This is a genomic window from Streptomyces sp. NPDC031111, from assembly GCF_055570675.1.
This window is the reverse complement of sequence record NZ_JBVIGS010000010.1, coordinates 102,708-121,664: the sequence shown is the minus strand read 5'-3', so window position 1 is coordinate 121,664 and position 18,957 is coordinate 102,708. Positions and strand designations below refer to the sequence as shown.

The window sequence follows — 18,957 nt, the reverse complement described above, 5'->3', positions numbered from 1 at the left end:
GAGTCACCCGGTCACCTGCTAATCCTCACCCCTCACGATGTTTCCCTCCACGCGCGTGTTCGAGGTGGTGGAGGTCGTGTCGCGGTCCACGGCCGGCAGGCAGGTCCGCAGCGGGTCCCCGCCGCGCAGTCGCCGGGCTCGCGCCCAGCCGGTCTCCGGCCGGCGGGGACGAGGTTCGTCACTGGTCTCCGAGGTCACGCCCATCATCTTCCTTCTGATCCGCTCCCCTGCGGGTCCCCGCCGGCGCGCCGGCCAAACCACCGGCCGCCGTACGGAGTTCGGGTGTCCTCAACGCCCGGGCCCGGCCGGGGAGTTCCCGTCCGGCCCGGCTGGTCAGGTGTTGGGCCGGGCCACGCTGATGTCACCGAGGGCCGACTCCGGATCGCGCTCCATGGCGGTGTCGCCCAAGGTGACGACGCCGACGGGGCGTCCGCCCTCGACCACCGGGACGCGGCGCACGGCGTGTTCGCGCATCAGCCGCACCGCGTGGTCCAGGTCGTCGTCGGGTGCCACGGTCACCAGGTCGTCGCTGCACGCGCCGGCCACGGTGGTGTCCTCGGGGTCGTCGCCCCGGGAGACCGACCGCACCACCAGGTCGCGGTCGGTGACCAGTCCCCGCAGCCGGTCGCCGTCGGTCACCAGGACGGCCCCGAGGTCGCGGTCGCGCATGATGCGGGCGACCTGTGCGACGGACGTCTGCGGCCCCACGGTCACCGGTGGGCCGGTCATGATGTCGCGGACGTGCTGTGCCATGAGTGTGCCTCCCTCCTGTTCCGTTCCGGGTGGTGTCCTGGGTACCCGGTGGAGCCGTCCGATGTCAGTGCGGCAGGACGAACTCGGCCCACACCTGTTTTCCCCCGCTGACCGGGAGGGTTCCCCAGGCCGCCGACACGGCCTCGACGAGCAGGATGCCCCGCCCTCCGGTGGCCTCCCAGCCGATGCTGGTGGGCTTCACGGGGGTGCGGGGGGAGGCGTCGGCGACCGCGAGGCGCAGCCGGTCGTTGACCAGGGAGATGTCGAGGCGGACCTGGCCGTCGGTGTGCACCAGGGCGTTGGTGACCAGTTCGGAGACGACCAGCAGCGGGGCGTCGATGTCCTCGGTCACGCCCCAGGAGCGCAGGGTGCGCCGGGTGAAGCGGCGGGCGTGTCCGACCGCCTGGGGCACCCGCCACACCGTCCAGCTCTCCCGCAGCGGGCGGGAGGCCATGCCGTCGTAGCGCAACAGCAGCAGGGCGACGTCGTCGCTGCGCGGCGCCTTGCCGAGCAGGGCGTCCGCGACCGGCCCGAGGTGGGCGGGGTCGGCGGCGGCCAGCTGCCGGGCGAAGCGGTCCATGCCCTCGTCGATGTCGGACTCGGGGGACTCGACCAGGCCGTCCGTGGTGAGTGCGACCATCGTGCCGGGCTGTAGCCTCAGGGGGCTCATGGGGAAGTCGCTCTGCCGCACCACGCCGAGCGGAGGGCCGCCCTCGGCCTCCGCGATCTCGGTACGGCCGTCCGGGTGACGCAGCACCGGCGGGAGATGGCCGGCCCGGACGCACCAGGCGAAGCCCTCCTCCATGTCGACGTCGACGTAGCAGCAGGTGGCGAAGAGGTCGGTCTCCATGTCCATGAGGAGCCGGTTGGCGTGGGACACCACCACGTCCGGGGGGTGTCCCTCGACGGCGTAGGCGCGCAGCGCGGTGCGCATCTGGCCCATGAGGGTGGCGGCGCCGGCACTGTGGCCCTGGACGTCCCCGATCACGAGGGCGACATGGTTGTCCGGCAGCGGGATCACGTCGTACCAGTCGCCGCCCAGCTCCAGACCCGCGGTGCTGGGCAGATAGCGGGCCACGGCGACCGCGCCGGGCAGCCGGGGCAGGCGGCGCGGCAGCAGCTGGCGCTGGAGCATGCCGACCAGCTCGTGCTCCGCGTCGAAGGCGCGGGCGCGCATCAGGGCCTGTCCCGCGAGGCCCGCGGCGGCGGTGAGCAGGGCGCGTTCGTCGGGGCCGAAGTCGTGCGGGGCGTCCCAGCCGATCAGGCAGGCGCCGGCCATGCGGTTCCCGGCGGGCAGCGGGAGCACGGCCAGTCCGCCGGGGCCGACCTCGGCGAGGGCGGTCTCCAGCGGGGAGCCCGCCGGCCAGATGCCGGCGCGGCCCTCGCGCAGGGCGGCGGCGAGGGTGGGCATGGTGCGCACCGGCGCGTCGGGCCACTCGGTGCGCCACTCCGCGCGCCACAGCTCCGGCCAGGCCTCCGGTTCGGGTGGATCGAGGACGGTGACGACGAGCCGTTCGCTCTCCAGCTCGGCGAGGGCGATCCGGTCGGCCCGCAGCGGCCGGCGCAGCGCGGCGACCACGGCCTTGCCGACATCGTGGACGGTGACCGCGGTGGCGAGGGCCGCGGCGAGGCGCTGGACGCGCGCCACGTCCGTGATGTCGGAGCGCAGCGTGGAGGCGTCGGCGACGGAGCCGACGAGCCGGGCGGGGCGCCCCTCGCCGCCGGGTACCAGCCGGCCGCGCAGCCGCAGCCACTTGGGCGGGCCGGCGGGCTGGAGCACCCGGAACTCCAGCTCGCGGTCGCCGATCGTCATGTGGTCGGCCTCGACGACGGACATCAGCGAGGGCAGGTCCTCCGGCACCGTCAGACTCAGCAGGGTCTCCACCCGCCCGTCGAAGTCGTCCGGGTCGATGCCGAACAGCTCCAGGATGTCCTCGCCGACCCGGACCCGCCCGGTGTCCATGGCGAGGCTGAAGTCCCCGGCACGCAGGTCGGTGCCCTCCGCGGTGGCGGGCGGCGCGGGGAAGGCCAGGGCGTCGGCGACGAGGCCGAGGCAGGCGCGGTCGTCGGCGTCGAAGCCGCCGGCGCGCTCGCCGACCGCGAGCAGACAGCCGCCGTCGCCGCTCACGGGCAGCGCCGCCAGGTGGAAGTCGCGGCTGGGTACGCGCCGTGACTGCGCCTGAGCGGCCAGGTCGTCCGGTCCCAGCCACACGGGCCGTCCGCGGTGGGCCTCGGCCACCGGGGCACGTCCGGCGGCGGGGTAGCTGTCCCGCACGCCGCACAGGGTCCTCGGCAGTCCGGCGGACTCCGCCAGGTACAGCAGCTCGCCGTCCGCGCTGGGCCGGTACACGCCGGCGAACGCGGCACCGGCGAAGACGAGGGCCTGCTCCAGGATGCGGCGCACCCGTTCGGGTGACTCCTGGTCGGCTGCGATCGACCTCAGGGCGCCTTCCGCACGCGGCGTTCTCGTGCTGCGTCCCGCAGCGCCCTCACTGACCACGTTGGCCATTACAGCGCTTATGGGACACCTGCGCAGCCCCTGTGCGCGTTCGGCGGCTCCCGGCGTGCGCGGGAGGGCGCGGAGGGGTTCGGGGGGTTCCCCCGCCGCTCGTCGTGCGCGACGGCCCGGCAGGGGGGAGATTGGGTCCCGGGGTCGGTGGCACGGCCGTGCGAGGAGGTGGTCGGCGTGTCCGAGGGGCAGACGTCCGCGCGGGCGGAGGGTGCGCGGGCGCCGGTCGGCCGTCCGCTGCTGTCGCTGACGCTGGCCTCGATGATGGACGAGGTGCACGCACACGCCGGGGCGGTGTACGTGCTCTCCTCGGACGAGCCGGTGCTGGAGATGGCGGTGATGGCCGGGCTGCCCCGCGCCTTCGCGGCGCCGTGGGAGCGGGTGGCGCTGAGCGCGCCGATCCCGGTCTCCGACGCGGCGCGGGAGCGGCGGCTGGTCTGGGTGGGCGGCGAGGAGGAGATGGCCCGCCACTATCCCCGGATCGCCATGGTGCTGCCCTACCCCTTCTCGCTGGCCGCGCTGCCGGTGGCGACGGCCGCCAAGGTGTACGGGGCGGTCTTCGTGACCTGGCCGGGTACGCATCCACCGGAGCTGTCCGACTGGGAGCGCGATCATCTGACCGCCGCCTGCGACCGGCTGGCGGTGCGGCTGGAGCGGGCCGCCGAGCGGAGCCTGCCGCTGGCACCGGAGCCGGATCTGCTGGCGGCGCCGGTGGTGGGCGGCATGGCCGGCACGCTCGGCACGGTGGAGGCGGCGCGGATGGTGTCCCGGCTGCCGTACGGGCTGTGCTCGCTCGATCTGCACGGGCGGGTCGGCTTCGCCAACGCCGCCGCCTCCGAACTGCTGGGCGTCCCGGCGAACCGGCTGCTCGGGGCCCACATGTGGGCGTCGGTGCCGTGGCTGAACGATCCGGTGTACGAGGACCGGTACCGGGCCGCGCTGTTCAGCCAGCACGTCACCTCGTTCGTGGCACTGCGCCCGCCCGACGAGTGGCTGTCGTTCCGTCTGTATCCGAGTACGAACGGACTCAGTGTGCGGATCAGCCGGGCGCGGGCGGTGGCGGAGATGAACCGGGCGGCGCCGCCACCCGGCCAGGGCCGGCCGCGGCTGGTCACCATCAGCCAGGTGCTGAGCCTGGCCGGTGCGCTGACCGAGGCGGTGGGGGTGGACGACGTGGTGCAGCTGGTCGCCGACGAGATCGTGCCGGCGGTGGGCAGTCAGGGGCTGGTGCTGCTCGGGTCCCGGGCGGGCCGGCTGCGCGTGCTGGGGTACCGGGGGTACGCGGACGCGCGGGTCGTGGAGCGGTTCGACGGGATGCCGCTGTCGGAGCCCACGCCGGGCAGCCAGGTGCTGCGGTCCGGTGTGCCGGCCTTCTTCGAGAGCCGTGCGGAGATCGAACGTCTGTATCCGGCGCTGCTGGTGAATCCCTCCGAGTTCTCGGCGTGGGCGTATCTGCCGCTGATCGCCTCGGGGCGGCCGGTGGGGACGTGTGTGCTGTCGTACGCGGGGGCGCACCACTTCGCGACGGAGGAGCGGGCGGTGCTGACCAGTCTGGCGGGGCTGATCGCCCAGGCGCTGGAGCGGGCCCTGCTGTACGACGCCAAGCACCGGCTCGCGCACGGGTTGCAGGAGGCGCTGCTGCCGCACACGCTGCCGTCGCTGGCCGGGATCGAGGCGGCGGCGCGCTATCTGCCGGCCACTCAGGGCATGGAGATCGGGGGCGACTTCTACGACCTGGTGCCGACGCAGGGGATGGCGGCGGCGGTGATCGGGGACGTACAGGGGCACAACGTGACGGCGGCCGGGCTGATGGGGCAGCTCCGTACGGCGGTACGCGCGTACACGGCCGTCGGGCAGCCGCCCGAGGAGGTGATGCGCAGCACCAACCGGCTGCTGCTGGACCTGGGTTCGGAGCTGTTCGCGAGCTGTCTGTACATGCGGCTCGATCCCGCGCGCGGGCGGGCCGTGATGTCCCGCGCGGGTCATCCGCCGCCGTTGCTGCGCAGGCCGGACGGGCGGGTCCGGGTGCTGGATCTGGCCGGTGGCCCGCTGCTGGGCATCGAGGGCTCGGCGGCGTATCCGTCGACGGAGGTCGACTTCTCCCCCGGTTCGCTGCTCGTCCTCTACACCGACGGTCTGGTGGAATCGCCCGGTACGGACTTCGAGGAGGCCCTCGCCGAGCTGGGGCGCCGTCTCACCGACCTCGGTGACCTCCCCCTGGACGCCATCGCCGACGCCCTGGTCGGGCAGGGCGCGGACGCGGCGAACCGCCGGGACGACATCGCACTGCTCCTGCTGCGGGCCCTGCCGGGCGACTGACGGCGGACGGCCCCGCCACCGGTGGGTGGCGGGGCCGCCCGGGGGGTGTCGTTTGGATCTTGCCGGGGTCGCGTCGGCTGACAAGGCGCCGCCGCCCGGAGCCGGCCTGACCCAAACGACACCCCCTGGTGCCCGGGTGCGGTGGTGTCAGTGGGCGGGACCGGTGCCGTCCGCGGCGTCCTGGTCCGTCGCGTCACCGGCCGCGGTGTCCTCACCGGGCGCGGCCTCCTCGCCGCCTGCCTGGTCGCCGGCGTCCGCGTCGCCGGCGCCCTCCGCGCCGAGGGTCGCGCCCACCGCCTCCAGGGCCGTGGTCACCGGCTGGAAGAAGGTCTCGCCGCCCGAGGTGCAGTCGCCGCTGCCGCCCGAGGTGAGGCCGATGGCGAGGCCGTCCTGGGTGAACATCGAGCCGCCGCTGTCGCCGGGCTCGGCGCAGACGTTCGTCTGGATGAGCCCGGTGACCGTGCCCTCCGGGTAGTTGACCGTGGCGTTCAGACCGAGGACCTGGCCGTCGGCGAGCCCGGTGGTGCTGCCCATCCGGAACACCTCCTGGCCGACGGTGGCCTCCGCCGCCTGGGAGATGGCGAGCGTCTGGTCGCCGAGGTTGACCTCGCTCGGCGCCTGGGTGGCGGGGTCGTCGTACCTGACGAGCGCGAAGTCGCCCTCGCCGGGGAAGACCGCCTGGTCGACCGTGGCGATGGGCTGTCCTCCCTGGGCGTCGGACCACTGGTCGCCCCCGGCCGCACAGTGACCGGCCGTCAGGAACGCCGGACCGCCGTCGGCCGCCGTGACGTTGAAACCGAGCGAGCAGCGCGCCCCGCCGGAGAAGATGGCGTCACCGCCGGAGACGAACGTCTTGAAGGTGCCCGCGGACTTCTTGATGGTGGCCATGCCGGAGCCGAGGCTCTCGACGGTGGACTCCAGCCGGTCCCATTTTTCCCCCGTCACCGTGCTGTCGGCGGTGACGAGGATCTTGTTGGTGCGCGGGTCGACGGCCCAGGAGGTGCCCGGGATGGTCGCCTGCGTCCTCAGCGTCCGCGCCCCGGCCTCCAGCTCGGTCATGCTGTTGCCGACCTCGCGGACGGCCGCGCCCGCCTTCTTGGCCTGCACGATCACGTTGTTGTTGTCGCCCGGCACGACGTTGACGACGAGCTGCTGGTTGTCACCGTCGTAGTAGGAGCCGGCGAACGCGTCGCCGAGGAGCCCGGCGAGCCGCGAGGCGAGGTCCGAGGCATCGCCCGCCTTCAGGGTCCTCGGCGCCGCCGCGGCGTCGTCCGACGCGCCGTCCTGTGACGCGTTGGCGTTCGGGAGCAGGATCGCGGCGGCGCCGAGCGCCATCGCACCGCCCACCGCCATCGCGGCCTTGCGCTTCGGAATTCGCTTGTGACTCAAACTTCTCGACCTCCTGGGGGGACCGGAGTCGCGCCGACGTTCGGCAGCTGTGGGGCGCCTGGATGGCTGTTGGTACGCGTGTGTCGCGAGGGGCGTTCAATCCCCCGTGGCACATCACGGTCAGCGACCGGCCGTGAGCGGTCGGTGGCGAGCAGCGAGCGGAATCCCGGCTTCAGCGAATCTGCACATCCAATGCCCAACCCGGTCACCGGATCCGGGGTTCGTCCACAAGCCGGCGGACCGGGGCACGCCTTTGGGCCGGTGTGCCGGATTCCGGCCACCGGGGCGCAAGTGGCCGGATGGGTCGATGCGGTGGGGCATGTGAAGAAGTCGCCGCCGAGCCGTGCCCTCGTCTGCACGCTTGGCCCCGCGCGGGGCACAAGTTGCCTGGTGAGACGTTTGGTTGATTGGAAGCCCGTGCCCGCCGCGTGCTTTGATCCATCGCACCGCAAGGCCGTTCCGGGCTCCCGGCGACGGGCGTTCGGCGCCCGCGGTCGCGGCCTTCATCTGTCCCCAGAGGGGGCCGCTCCCCCCTTGTGAAATATCCATACGAAGGGAAGTTCCATCATGAACTCCACCCCCCAGGTCGAGACCGTCGAGATCTCCGACGCCGACCTCGACAACGTCTCCGGCGGCCTGTCCGTGAACGCCGTGAACACCCTGACGGGCGCGGTGGACAGCATCGCCCCGGTCTCCGCCCTGGTCGACACGGCCGTCGGCACCGTCGAGGGTGTCACCGGTCTGAACACCGCCCCGGTCACGAACCTGGTCGCCGGTCTCTGATCGCGCCTTTGTGCCGCGAAGTCCCGGAGCCGCCCGCCGGCTCCGGGACTTCGCGGCGCGTCACCGGTTCCCGAGTCACGTCGCACAGCTCACGCAGGTGAGGGAAGACCCGTGCAGTTCCGCCAACAGGCCCTCGCCAAGCTCCAGTCACCGGAGGAACTCGACCTCCCGGTGCGCTTCGCCCGCCCCCAGGGCTGGCTGGTGCTGTCCGTGACGGTCATCGCGATGGCCGCGGCCTCGGTGTGGGCGGTCACCGGATCGGTGTCGTCCACGGTCGGCGCGCCCGCCATCCTCACGTACGGGCAGGGCAGTTACGTCCTCCAGAGTCCCGTCGCCGGCCAGGTCACCGCCGTCCTCGCGAAGGAGGGCGAGCGCCTCCCGGCCGGCTCCCCCGTCCTGAAGGTGCGCACCGCGCGCGGCGACACGGTCGTACGCACCCTGGACGCGGGCCGGATCACCGCGCTCGCCGCCAGTGCCGGGCAGATCGTCCAGACCGGCGCGAACGTCGCCGCCGTGGAGAAGGTCGCCCGCGAGCGGGCCCCGCTGTACGCGACGGTGTACGTCCCCGCCGAGAGCGCCGCCGGCATCCCCGCGCACGCCTCCGTCGACCTGACCGTGCAGTCGGTGCCGAGCGACGAGTACGGCGTGCTGCACGGCGAGGTGAAGTCGGTGGACCGCGCGGCCCAGTCCGCGCAGCAGATCGCCGCGTTCCTCGGGGACAGCCAGCTCGGCGAGGAGTTCACCAAGGAGGGCCGGCCGGTGGCCGTCACGGTCGAGCTGAAGAAGTCCTCCGGCACCGAGAGCGGTTACGAGTGGTCCTCCGCGGACGGTCCGCCGTTCGAGCTGACCTCGATGACCCTGGCCTCGGGTTCGATCCGGCTGGCCGACCGGCGTCCCGTCGACTGGCTGCTGCCGTGAGCACCGCCCAGGAGACCCGCGGCAGACGCCGGGCGGCCCCGCCGAAGCGCAAGGTGCCCACGTCCCGGGCGAAGACGGTCCGTACCCCCACCGTGCTCCAGATGGAGGCCGTGGAGTGCGGCGCCGCCTCCCTCGCGATGGTGCTCGGCCACTACGGCCGCCACGTCCCGCTGGAGGAGCTGCGCATCGCCTGCGGTGTCTCGCGGGACGGCTCGCGCGCCAGCAACCTGCTGAAGGCGGCCCGGAGCTACGGGCTGACCGCCAAGGGCATGCAGATGGACCTGGCCGCCCTCGCCGAGGTGACGGCGCCGGCCATCCTGTTCTGGGAGTTCAACCACTACGTCGTCTACGACGGCATGGGCCGCCGGTTCGGCCGCCGCGGGGTGTACATCAACGACCCCGGCAAGGGGCGGCGGTTCGTCCCCCTGGAGGAGTTCGACGGCAGCTTCACCGGTGTGGTGCTGGTGATGGAGCCGGGCGAGGACTTCAGCCGTGGCGGCCGCAGGCCGGGCGTGCTCGGCGCGATGCCGGCCCGGCTGCGCGGCACGGCGGGGACCATGCCCGCCGTGGTGCTGGCGAGCCTGCTGCTGGTGGCGGTCGGCGCGGCGGTGCCGGGGCTCAGCCGCACCTTCATCGACGAGTTCCTGATCGGCGGCCGGACCTCGACGCTGGACGTGCTGTTCACGTCGATGGGCGCGTGTGTGCTGCTCACGCTGGTGCTGACCTGGCTCCAGCAGGGCAACCTGCTGCGCGGCCGGCTCATCTCGTCCACGCTGTCCAGCGCCCGCTTCCTGCGCCATCTGCTGCGGCTGCCGGTGACGTTCTTCGCCCAGCGCAGCCCGGCCGACCTGGTGCAGCGGCTCCAGTCCAACGACGCGGTGGCCGAGACGCTGGCGCGTGATCTGTCGGCGGCGGGCGTGGACGCGGTGGTGGTCGTGCTGTACGCGGTGCTGCTGTACACGTACGACCCGCAGCTCACGTTCGTGGGCATCGGTGTGGCGCTGCTGAACATCGTGGCGATGCGGATCGTCATCCGGCTGCGGGCGACCCGTACGGCGAAGCTGCGCGCGGACAGCGCCCGGCTCACCAACACGGCGTACACCGGGCTCCAGTTGATCGAGACGCTGAAGGCGACCGGCGGGGAGGACGGCTACTTCCGCAAGTGGGCGGGCCAGCACGCCACCACCCTGGAGGAGCAGCAGCGGCTCGGTGTGCCGAGCGCCTGGCTCGGCATCGTCGCGCCGACGCTCGCCACCGTCAACAGCGCCCTGATCCTGTGGATCGGCGGTATGCGGGCGGTCGAGGGGCACATCTCGGTCGGTCTGCTGGTGGCCTTCCAGGCGCTGGTGACCCGGTTCACCGCCCCGCTGACCCGGCTCAACGGCGTCGCGGGCCGCATCCAGGACTTCGCCGCGGACGTGGCCCGGCTCAAGGACGTGGAGAACTTCCGGGCGGACCCGCTGTACGGCCGTCCCGGTGCCGGCGAGTCGACGCGCCGTCTGCACGGCCATGTCGAACTCCAGAACCTCACCTTCGGCTACAACCCGCTGGACAAGCCGCTGCTGACCGGTTTCGACCTGACCGTCGGTCCCGGGCAGCAGGTGGCGCTGGTGGGCGGCTCCGGCAGCGGCAAGTCGACGGTGTCCCGGCTGATCTCGGGTCTGTACGCGCCGTGGGAGGGTGTGATCCGGATCGACGGGCAGCGCATCGAGGACATCCCGCGCGGGGCGCTGGCCGCCTCCGTCTCCTTCGTCGACCAGGACGTGTTCCTGTTCGAGGGCACCGTCCGTGACAACGTGGCGCTGTGGGACCCGTCGATCCCGGACGAGGCCGTGGTGGAGGCGCTCAAGGACGCGGCGCTCCACGATGTGATCATGCGCCGTCCGGGTGGCATCCACAGCCCGGTCGAGCAGGACGGCCGCAACTTCTCCGGCGGTCAGCGTCAGCGCCTGGAGATCGCGCGGGCGCTGGTGCGCCGGCCGAGCATCCTGGTGCTGGACGAGGTGACCAGCGCGCTGGACGCCGAAACCGAGCTGGTCGTGATGGACAACCTGCGCCGGCGCGGCTGCGCGTGTGTGGTGATCGCCCACCGGCTGAGCACGGTGCGCGACAGCGACGAGATCGTCGTCCTGGACCACGGCACGGTCGTGGAGCGTGGACGGCACGAGGAGCTGGTGGCGCGCGGCGGCGCGTACGCGGCGCTGGTCAGGGAGCGATGAGATGACGACCGTGCACGAGGGGCAGGGCGGCGACCTCGTCCTGGGCGCGCTCGGATCGCTGGGCACCCCGATCGACTGCTCCGGGTTCGGCCGGCTGGACCTGGAGGGGCCGCAGGTGCTGTGGCTGATCGCGTCCGGGGCCGTGGACCTGTTCGCGGTGGACGCCGAGCGGCAGGGGCACTGGCACCATCTGGGGCGGCTGGAGGCGGGCTCGCTGGTGCTGGGCCCGGTGGCCGGTCCGACGCACACGCTGGTGGCGCGCCCGCTGCGGGACTGCGTGGTGCACCGCATCGGGCTGCGCGAGCTGTACCAGCCGGCGAGCACCCAGACCTGGTCGTACGACGAGTACGGCAACCCGCAGTACGTGCCGCCGACGACGAGCCCGCTGGAGTACGCGCTCGCGCTCGGTGTGGGCCGCAGTCTGTCGGTGCTGTTCCAGGCGCCGATGGCCACCGACCGGGCCGCGGCACCCACGGACGACGACGTGTTCTGGATGCAGGTACCGCCGGGCAGCGTGCAGTACGGCTCGCTGTACGGCGCGGAGGCCGCGGCCGATCTGCTGATGGATCCGGCGCTGTGGCAGAGCATGGTCGACCAGCAGTACCGGCTGATGACCACGCTGGACCGGTGGATCGAGCAGCTGGAGCACACCCACGAGACGCGGACGGCCGAGGGCATCGCGGCCGGTGAGGCGGTCCGTGTCCAGGCCGACCGGACGCTGCTCGCCGCCATCGGCAAGCGGTCGGGGCAGCGCACGACGGCGGCGGACGCGGACGCCACGTACGCGGCCTGCAAGCTGGTGGCGCGGGCGGCCGGGATCACGCTGGCCGCGCCCGCACAGTCCGGCACCGGCGGGGACCGGCTCGATCCGGTCGAGCAGGTCGCGCTTGCCTCCCGGCTGCGCACCCGTGTCGTACGGCTGGACGGCCGCTGGTGGCGGGACGACGTCGGTCCGCTGGTGGGACACCGGGCCCTGTCGGGGGCGCCGGTGGCGCTGCTGTGGCGGCGGGGCGGCTATGTGGCGGTGCATCCGGCGACCGGCCGGGAGACGCCGGTCGAGAAGGCGAACGCCGAGGAGTTCGAGCCGCGCGCGGTGATGTTCTACCGGCCGCTGCCCGAGCGGCGGCTGAGCCCGCTGCGGCTGCTGCGGTTCTGCATGTCGGGCACGCGCGGTGATGTGACCGGACTGCTGCTGAGCGGTCTGGTGACGGTGGCGATCGGGGCCCTGGTGCCGCTCGCGACGGGCAAGGTGCTCGGCGAGTTCGTGCCGAAGGCGCAGACCGGGCTGATCGTGCAGGTGTGTCTCGCGGTGATCCTGAGCAGTGTGGTGGCCGCCGCGTTCATGCTGTTGCAGAACCTCACCCTGCTGCGGCTGGAGGGCCGGGTGGAGGCCACGCTCCAGCCGGCGGTGTGGGACCGGCTGCTCCGGCTGCCGACCAAGTTCTTCACCGAGCGTTCGACGGGTGAGCTGGCGAGCGCGGCCATGGGCATCAGCGCGATCCGGCGCATGCTGGCCGGGGTCGGTCCCACGGTGGCCCAGTCGGTCACCGTGGGCGCGATGAATCTCGGGCTGCTGCTGTGGTTCAGCGTGCCGATGGCGTTGGCCGCGATCGGGATGCTGGTCGTCATCGCGGGGGTGTTCCTGGGGCTGGGGCTGTGGCAGGTGCGCTGGCAGCGGCGGCTGGTGGTGCTCACCAACAAGCTGAACAACCAGGCCTTCCAGACCCTGCGGGGGCTGCCGAAGCTGCGGGTGGCGGCGGCGGAGAACTACGCGTACGCCGCCTGGGCGTCGGAGTTCGCCCGCAGCCGCGAGCTCCAGCAGAAGGCGGGCCGGATCAAGAACCTGACGGCGGTCCTGGGCGCGATCTATCTGCCGCTGTGCACGCTGGCGATGTTCATGCTGCTGGCCGGTCCGGCCCGGGGCTCGATGACGGCGGCGGAGTTCCTCACCTTCAACACGTCGGTGACGATGGTGCTGACCTCGGTCACCCAGCTGACCGGCGCGTTCGTCTCGGGGGTCGCCGCGCTGCCGCTGTTCGAGCAGATCAAGCCGGTGCTGGACGCCACGCCGGAGGTGCGTGCGGCGAGCACCCGGCCGGGCCCGCTGACCGGGGCGATCGAGGCGCGGCGGCTGTCGTTCCGCTACTCCGACGACGGGCCGCTGGTCCTGGACGACGTGTCCTTCGAGGTGCGGCCGGGCGAGTTCGTGGCGGTCGTCGGCCCGAGCGGCTGCGGCAAGTCCACGCTGCTGCGGCTGCTGATCGGCTTCGACCGGCCGGTGTCCGGCAGTGTGCTGTACGACGGGCAGGACCTGGCCGCGCTCGACCAGTCGGCGGTGCGCCGCCAGTGCGGGGTGGTGCTCCAGCACGCGCAGCCGTTCACCGGCTCCATCCTGGACGTCATCTGCGGATCCGAGCCGTACACGCCGGAGGAGGCGATGGCGGCGGCGGAGATGGCGGGGCTGGCCGAGGACATCAAGCGGATGCCGATGGGACTGCACACCCTCGTCTCCGGCAGCGGTGCCGTGTCCGGCGGTCAGCGGCAGCGGCTGATGATCGCGCAGGCGCTGATCCGCCGGCCGCGGATCCTCTTCTTCGACGAGGCGACCAGCGCCCTGGACAACGAGACCCAGCGCACGGTGATCGAGAGCACCAAGGCCCTGCGGGCGACCCGGATCGTCATCGCGCACCGGCTGTCGACGGTGCTGGACGCCGACCGGGTGGTGGTGATGGAGGGCGGCAAGGTCGTCCAGCAGGGTCCGCCCGCGCAGCTGCTCGCGGACACCGGGGGCCGGCTGCACGAGCTGGTGCGGCGGCAGCTGGCGTGAGCCGTCAGGCGTCCATGCCCGGGACCGGCGCGCCGGAGGGCACGCCCGCCGAGACGTAGGCGGCGTAGAGCTCCTGCCACGGAGCCCGCGCGCCCGCGTGCGGTCCCTCGAACCGCTCACCGCGGGCCCACGCGTCCAGCGCGGCGAGGCACACGTCCCAGCCGGCGCTGTTGCGGGCGGCGGTGTTCTCGGTGCCGAGGACGTTGGTGAGGGTGAAGCGGGTGCGCTTCTCCCCCAGTTCCTCCAGGTCGAAGTGGAGTTCGTCGTCCTCCCAGGTGAAGGAGAGGTGGCGGGGCGCGTCGACGGCGAGGACCCGGCCGGTGGAGTCCTCCAGGGCGGGGTCGCCGCTGAAGGTGACGGTGCCGCCGGGGCGCAGGTCGATCTCGGCGCGGGAGGGGAACCAGTGGGCCAGCTCGTCCGGGTCGGTGACGAACTGCCAGACCCGGTCGACGGGGTGGTCGTACTCACGGCTGAGGCGGACGGCCGGGCGTCCGTCGTCCAGGGTGAGGAAGGTGCCGGTGGGCTCGGCGGCCATGGGGATCAGTCCTTCGGTGCGGGCGGTTCGGTGGTGTCCGGCGGCTCGTCCAGGCGGCGGCCCAGCGCGTCCAGGCTGTCGGTCCACAGCTTGCGGTACGGGGCCAGCCAGGCGTCGAGGGCGGCCATCGGCGCGGGGTCGAGGGCGTAGACACGGCGCTGCGCGTCCTGCCGTACGCGGACCAGGCCCGCCTCCCGGAGCACCTTCAGATGCTTGGAGGTGCTGGGCTGGCTCAGGCCGCACTCCCGCACGAGCTCGCCCACGGACCGGGGCCGCTCCAGGAGCAGCGCGGCGATGGCCCGGCGGTGCGGGTCGGCGAGGGCGGCCCAGAGGGCGGCGTCGGACATGAGTCCAATATGCCTCTGCGGTTATATGCCGGTCAAGGAATGGACAACATCAACAGAAGGTCGCCGTCCGGTCACACCTGGGGCGCGTCTTCGCCGTACACGGCGCCCGTCCGTTGCCGCACGCGGTAAATGGGTACCCACCGGCCATGCGAACCAGCGTGATGGATGTCGGATCGAAGACCGTCAGACTCGTCGTGGCGGACACGGGGGGCGGCGCGCCGCTGCCGGTGCACACGGCGAAGTGGCCGCTCAGGCTGTCCGAGGAGGTCACGCCCGGGGAGCCGGTGCCGGAACGGTCCGTGGAGCGCCTGGTGGACGCCGTCGCCGCGGCGAACAGGACAGCGGCGCGATGGGGCGCGTCGGGTCCCCTGGCGTTCGCGACCGCCGTGGTGCGGAGCGCCCCGAACCGTCAGGAGGTGCTGCGCACGGTCCGGGCCCGGACCGGTGTCGACCTGTGCACGCTGCCCGGCGAGGTGGAGGCCGAGCTCACGTTCCTCGGGGCCCGACGCTGGATGGGCTGGCGCTGCGGGCCGCTGGCGTTGCTGGACATCGGCGGGGGCTCGCTGGAGGTCGCCTTCGGGCGGGGCCGGCTGCCCGACTTCGTGGCCTCGCTGCCGCTGGGGGCGGGCCGGCTGACCCACGAGTACTTCGAGGACGCGGACCCTCCCTCCCCGGAGCAGCTGCGGGCGCTGCGCCGCCGGGTGCGCCACCAGCTGCGGGACGTGGCGGCCCGGATCCGCTGGGAGGGGCCCCGCACGGCGGTCGCCACCTCCCGCACCTTCCAGCAGCTCGGCCGGCTGTGCGGGGCCGCGCCCGGACGGCACGGGCCGTTCGTGGAGCGGGAGTTGTCGAGCGCCGATCTGCGCGGGGCGATCGACCGGCTGGCCGCCCTGCCCGCCGCCGAACGCGCCCGGCTGCCCGGCATCTCGGCCCCGCGCTCCGCGCAGAGCCTGGCGGGCGCGGTCGTGGGGCACACGGTGATGAAGCTGACCGGCCTCCGGACGGTGACGATCTGCCCCTGGGCGCTGCGCGAGGGGGTGCTGCTGCGCCATATCGAGGACGGCCCGTCCTGGTGGGCGGAGATCACCCGCCTCAACGAGAAGGAGACGGCGGACGCCGACCCCGTACCGCTGCGCATCGCGACCGCGCGCGGCTGACCCGGACGTACGACGCAAGGGAGGACCCCGTGTCCGAGCAGAACGACCGCGAAAGCCCCGAGACGGCCCTCGAAGAGGTGCTGCACGAGGTCGAGGAGGCCGAGCGCCGGGCCGAGGAGTCCGCCGCACGGCGCCACCACCGGGGTGAGGCCGGCGAGGCCATCACCCCGAACACCGAGGCCCAGGAGGAGTCCCAGGGGGACTAGGCGCTGTCGTCACATTCCCGCCTGCCTCGCGACGCCATGCACGCTCCCCCACTCTCGGCTGCGCTCGAGCGGGAGGTGCCCCCACCGCCGCACCGGGCCCTGAGCCAAGTACATCCAGTACGAGGCTCAAGGCCCGGCACTCCCCCAGCCTTCGGCCGGGGGGACCCCCAGAGCCCGCACCTGACGCCGCGAGGCCCGCCTCCCGGGCGGACGGTGGGAATTCGACGACAGGGCCCAGGGGTGTCCATGGGACGGGCGGGTACTCGGGGCATATGACAGACCCCTACGCGGAACCCCGGCTGCCGGCGCCGCGCGGCCCCCTCGGCTCAGCCGTCATGGACCATCTTCGAGGCACCGGTCCGCTGCCCCCGGACGAGGAGATCGCCGCGGCCGCCGTGTACGGCGACGACCTCCAGCTCGCCCTGTACGTGTGTTACGAGCTGCACTACCGCGGGTTCGCGGGGGTGGCGGCCGGCCTCGAGTGGGACCCGGAGCTGCTGCGCACCCGCGCCGCCCTGGAGCGGCGCTTCCTCGCCGCGCTCCGCGCGGACGTCCCACGGCACGGCGGCGTCGACGAGGCGCTCGCCGGGATCCTGGTGGAGCCGGTGGAGGGCACGGGCGTCAGCCATTTCCTGCGCGACAAGGGCGAGTTGTGGCAGGTCCGCGAATACGCCGCCCAGCGGTCCCTGTACCACCTGAAGGAGGCCGACCCGCACGCGTGGGTGCTGCCCCGACTCTGGGGCAGGGCCAAGGCGGCGATGGCGGCGGTGGAGTTCGACGAGTACGGCGGCGGCCGTGCCGACCGCGTGCACGCCCGTCTCTTCGCCGACCTGATGGCGGACCTGGACCTGGACACGACGTACGGCCGCTATCTGGACGCGGCCTGCGCCGAAACGCTGGTGACGGTGAACCTGATGTCGCTCCTCGGGCTGCACCGCTCGCTCAGGGGCGCGCTGGTGGGCCACTTCGCGGCGGTCGAGATCACCTCGTCGCCGGGCTCCCGGCGGCTCGCCGAGGCGATGCGCCGGACGGGCGCGGGGCCCGCCGCCGAGCACTTCTACGACGAGCACGTGGAGGCGGACGCGGTGCACGAGCAGGTGGTGCGCCACGAGGTCGTCGCCGGCCTGCTGGAGGCGGAGCCGGAGCTCGCGCCGGACGTGGCCTTCGGTGTCGACGCCACCGTGTTCACCGAGGACCGCCTCGGCGACCGGCTGCTCGCGGACTGGAGCGCGGGCAGGTCGTCGCTGCGTACTCCCGCGCACCGGGAGTTCACTCATGTCTCCTGACGGCGGGGGTACCCGACGTTCCGTGAGCCCACCGGCACGACTGGGCGTGTACGCCCCTCAGGAGGACACCGAGCTGCTGGCCGGTGCCCTGTGCGACGAGCCGCTCCCGCCGGGCGCCGACGTGCTCGACGTGGGAACGGGGTCCGGTGTTCTGGCGGTGGCGGCCGCCCGGCGCGGCTGCCGGGTGACAGCGGTCGACGTCTCGTGGCGGGCGGTGTGCGCGGCCCGGCTGAACGCGCTGCGGGCCCGTGCGCGGGTCCGGGTACGGCGCGGCGATCTGTTCGCGCCGGTGCGGGGTGAGTCGTTCGATCTCGTCCTCGCCAATCCGCCGTACGTTCCCGCACCCCGCGACGCGTCACCGCGGCGCGGCGCGGCCCGGGCCTGGGACGCGGGCGGCGACGGACGGCTCGTGCTGGACCGGATCTGCCGGGATGCGCCCGAGGTGCTGCGGCCGGGCGGCGTACTGCTGCTGGTGCAGTCGGCGCTCAGCGGTCCGGAGCTGACCGTCGGGCAGTTGCGGGGCGCCGGGGCGAAGGCGGCGGTGATCCGGCGCCGGAACATCTCCTTCGGCCCCGTGCTGCGGGCCAGGGCGCGCTGGCTGCGGGAGCGGGGACTGCTGTCCTCGGCCCAGGACAAGGAAGAGCTGGTGGTGATCCGTGCCGAACTCCCCGTCTGACACACCGCGCCGCGTCACCGTGCGGCGCAAGGGCCCGCTGCTGGTGGAAGGCCCGGTGGAGGTGGAACTGGAGGACGGCACGGTCGTCGCCTCCGACCGCTTCCGGGTGGCCCTGTGCACCTGCCGCCGCAGCCGGCGGTATCCGTGGTGCGACACCAGCCACCGCGACCGGGCCTGACCCGGCCTCCGTGAGAGCCCGAAGGCCGGCGGGCGGCCCCACTCCGCCCGCCGGCCTCCTTGCGCGGGTCGCACGTTCCGCGGGAGGGCCGGCACTCCCCAATCCGCCGGCCGCCGCGCGGTCACGGGAAAACGTGCGATCCCGGTCTCAGAACGCGAAGACGCTCGAACCGTGAGCGTTCATCACGCACTCGTTGGAGAAGATCCGCTCGTAGGAGACGCGCTGTCCCTGCCACACACCGTCGACGGTGACGAGGACCGGGTCGTACTGCTTGGTGCAGAAGACGCCCTCCTTCATCGTCAGGGCGTCGAGGTCGCCGCTGATGCGGTTCATCTCCGCGCAGGCCGCCCCGGCGGCCGGGTGGGTGCCCGAGGTCCCGGGGGCACAGGTCAGGGTGACCGCGCGTTCCGGCGCGACGGTCATCGCGCTGTCGCCGTGGCCCATGGTGAGCACCAGGGCCGAGGGGGCGTAGAGCGCGGACGGGTCGGTTCCCGGAGCGGCCAGCGCCGCCCCGGACAGGGGTGCGCAGACGGCGGCGGCCGTGAGGCCGAGGGTGGTGGCCCAGCGCGCGGTGTTCCGCATTGTGTGCATCCTTCCGCTCGTGTCGACGAGTCGCCGGCTCGTGCTCGGTCGGTGCCGAACCGGCGTGCCGGAGTCTGCCGAGTCCGCGACGGAACTTCACCTCGGGCATGCGCATTTCAGTAACCTTGCGTGTTGAATCAGTGGCGCGAAGTCACGGAAGGTACGGCAGGCATCCCTGTAACCGCACGGACACCGAGCGCGCGAAGTGGCCAGATGGCCGGAATACGGCTGCTCGGCAATCGGCCTGAAACATTCCGATTCCGCTCTCGGCGG

Annotated in this window: 17 protein-coding genes; 10 read left to right on the top strand and 7 right to left on the bottom strand. The window is 73.2% G+C overall.

The genetic code is table 11. From position 1 onward, the window contains the following. Positions 1-18 precede the first annotated feature (18 nt). From ACZ470_RS21660 to ACZ470_RS21650, 3 genes are all read right to left on the bottom strand, one after another. On the bottom strand, positions 19-198 hold the full coding sequence (locus ACZ470_RS21660) for a hypothetical protein (protein ID WP_468429430.1): 180 nt from the start codon (positions 196-198) through the stop codon (positions 19-21). 135 nt (positions 199-333) lie between these two features. Continuing rightward, on the bottom strand, positions 334-753 hold the full coding sequence (locus ACZ470_RS21655; protein ID WP_468429428.1) for a CBS domain-containing protein: 420 nt from the start codon (positions 751-753) through the stop codon (positions 334-336). A gap of 64 nt (positions 754-817) precedes the next feature. Continuing rightward, the gene (locus ACZ470_RS21650) at positions 818-3,262 is read right to left on the bottom strand and encodes a SpoIIE family protein phosphatase (protein ID WP_468429426.1); all 2,445 of its coding nucleotides are present in this window, start codon (positions 3,260-3,262) and stop codon (positions 818-820) included. 177 nt (positions 3,263-3,439) lie between these two features. Between ACZ470_RS21650 and ACZ470_RS21645 the strand changes: the two genes are divergently transcribed. After that, a complete protein-coding gene (locus ACZ470_RS21645) occupies positions 3,440-5,581 on the top strand; it encodes a SpoIIE family protein phosphatase (protein WP_468429424.1) in 2,142 nt (713 codons plus the stop codon). Positions 5,582-5,728: 147 nt separating this feature from the next. On the opposite strand, the gene ACZ470_RS21640 is transcribed toward ACZ470_RS21645, so the two are convergent. After that, positions 5,729-6,970, bottom strand: coding sequence for a S1 family peptidase (locus ACZ470_RS21640; protein ID WP_468429422.1), 1,242 nt, complete (start codon positions 6,968-6,970; stop codon positions 5,729-5,731). A 567-nt stretch (positions 6,971-7,537) separates the two neighbouring features. Here ACZ470_RS21640 and ACZ470_RS21635 point away from each other — a divergent pair. The 4 genes from ACZ470_RS21635 to ACZ470_RS21620 all read left to right on the top strand — a co-directional run bounded on the left by ACZ470_RS21635 (position 7,538) and on the right by ACZ470_RS21620 (position 13,717). Further along, on the top strand, positions 7,538-7,753 hold the full coding sequence (locus ACZ470_RS21635; RefSeq protein ID WP_190162488.1) for a type A2 lantipeptide: 216 nt from the start codon (positions 7,538-7,540) through the stop codon (positions 7,751-7,753). A gap of 111 nt (positions 7,754-7,864) precedes the next feature. After that, entirely contained in the window at positions 7,865-8,671 is an 807-nt protein-coding gene (locus ACZ470_RS21630) for a hypothetical protein (protein WP_468429421.1), read from the top strand. Beyond that, positions 8,668-10,890: an NHLP family bacteriocin export ABC transporter peptidase/permease/ATPase subunit gene (locus ACZ470_RS21625; protein ID WP_468429419.1), complete on the top strand. Its 2,223-nt coding sequence runs from the start codon at positions 8,668-8,670 to the stop codon at positions 10,888-10,890. The genes ACZ470_RS21630 and ACZ470_RS21625 overlap by 4 nt, the downstream gene beginning before the upstream one ends. A gap of 1 nt (position 10,891) precedes the next feature. Further along, positions 10,892-13,717, top strand: coding sequence for an NHLP bacteriocin export ABC transporter permease/ATPase subunit (locus ACZ470_RS21620; protein ID WP_468429417.1), 2,826 nt, complete (start codon positions 10,892-10,894; stop codon positions 13,715-13,717). 4 nt (positions 13,718-13,721) lie between these two features. On the opposite strand, the gene ACZ470_RS21615 is transcribed toward ACZ470_RS21620, so the two are convergent. After that, a complete protein-coding gene (locus ACZ470_RS21615) occupies positions 13,722-14,252 on the bottom strand; it encodes an SRPBCC family protein (RefSeq protein ID WP_468429415.1) in 531 nt (176 codons plus the stop codon). 5 nt (positions 14,253-14,257) lie between these two features. Continuing rightward, positions 14,258-14,599 (bottom strand): ArsR/SmtB family transcription factor, encoded by a 342-nt coding sequence (locus ACZ470_RS21610; RefSeq protein WP_468429413.1) that lies wholly within the window; start codon positions 14,597-14,599, stop codon positions 14,258-14,260. A 146-nt stretch (positions 14,600-14,745) separates the two neighbouring features. Between ACZ470_RS21610 and ACZ470_RS21605 the strand changes: the two genes are divergently transcribed. From ACZ470_RS21605 to ACZ470_RS21585, 5 genes are all read left to right on the top strand, one after another. After that, positions 14,746-15,756: a Ppx/GppA family phosphatase gene (locus ACZ470_RS21605; RefSeq protein ID WP_468429411.1), complete on the top strand. Its 1,011-nt coding sequence runs from the start codon at positions 14,746-14,748 to the stop codon at positions 15,754-15,756. 29 nt (positions 15,757-15,785) lie between these two features. Next, positions 15,786-15,962: a hypothetical protein gene (locus ACZ470_RS21600; RefSeq protein ID WP_468429410.1), complete on the top strand. Its 177-nt coding sequence runs from the start codon at positions 15,786-15,788 to the stop codon at positions 15,960-15,962. 272 nt (positions 15,963-16,234) lie between these two features. Continuing rightward, on the top strand, positions 16,235-17,248 hold the full coding sequence (locus ACZ470_RS21595) for an iron-containing redox enzyme family protein (protein ID WP_468429408.1): 1,014 nt from the start codon (positions 16,235-16,237) through the stop codon (positions 17,246-17,248). Beyond that, positions 17,238-17,924 (top strand): HemK2/MTQ2 family protein methyltransferase, encoded by a 687-nt coding sequence (locus ACZ470_RS21590; RefSeq protein WP_468429407.1) that lies wholly within the window; start codon positions 17,238-17,240, stop codon positions 17,922-17,924. Before ACZ470_RS21595 ends, ACZ470_RS21590 begins: the two co-directional genes overlap by 11 nt. Continuing rightward, positions 17,905-18,102 (top strand): CDGSH iron-sulfur domain-containing protein, encoded by a 198-nt coding sequence (locus ACZ470_RS21585; RefSeq protein WP_030226631.1) that lies wholly within the window; start codon positions 17,905-17,907, stop codon positions 18,100-18,102. The genes ACZ470_RS21590 and ACZ470_RS21585 overlap by 20 nt, the downstream gene beginning before the upstream one ends. Positions 18,103-18,249: 147 nt before the next feature. On the opposite strand, the gene ACZ470_RS21580 is transcribed toward ACZ470_RS21585, so the two are convergent. Further along, entirely contained in the window at positions 18,250-18,684 is a 435-nt protein-coding gene (locus ACZ470_RS21580; protein ID WP_468429405.1) for a subtilase-type protease inhibitor, read from the bottom strand. Positions 18,685-18,957: the final 273 nt, after the last annotated feature.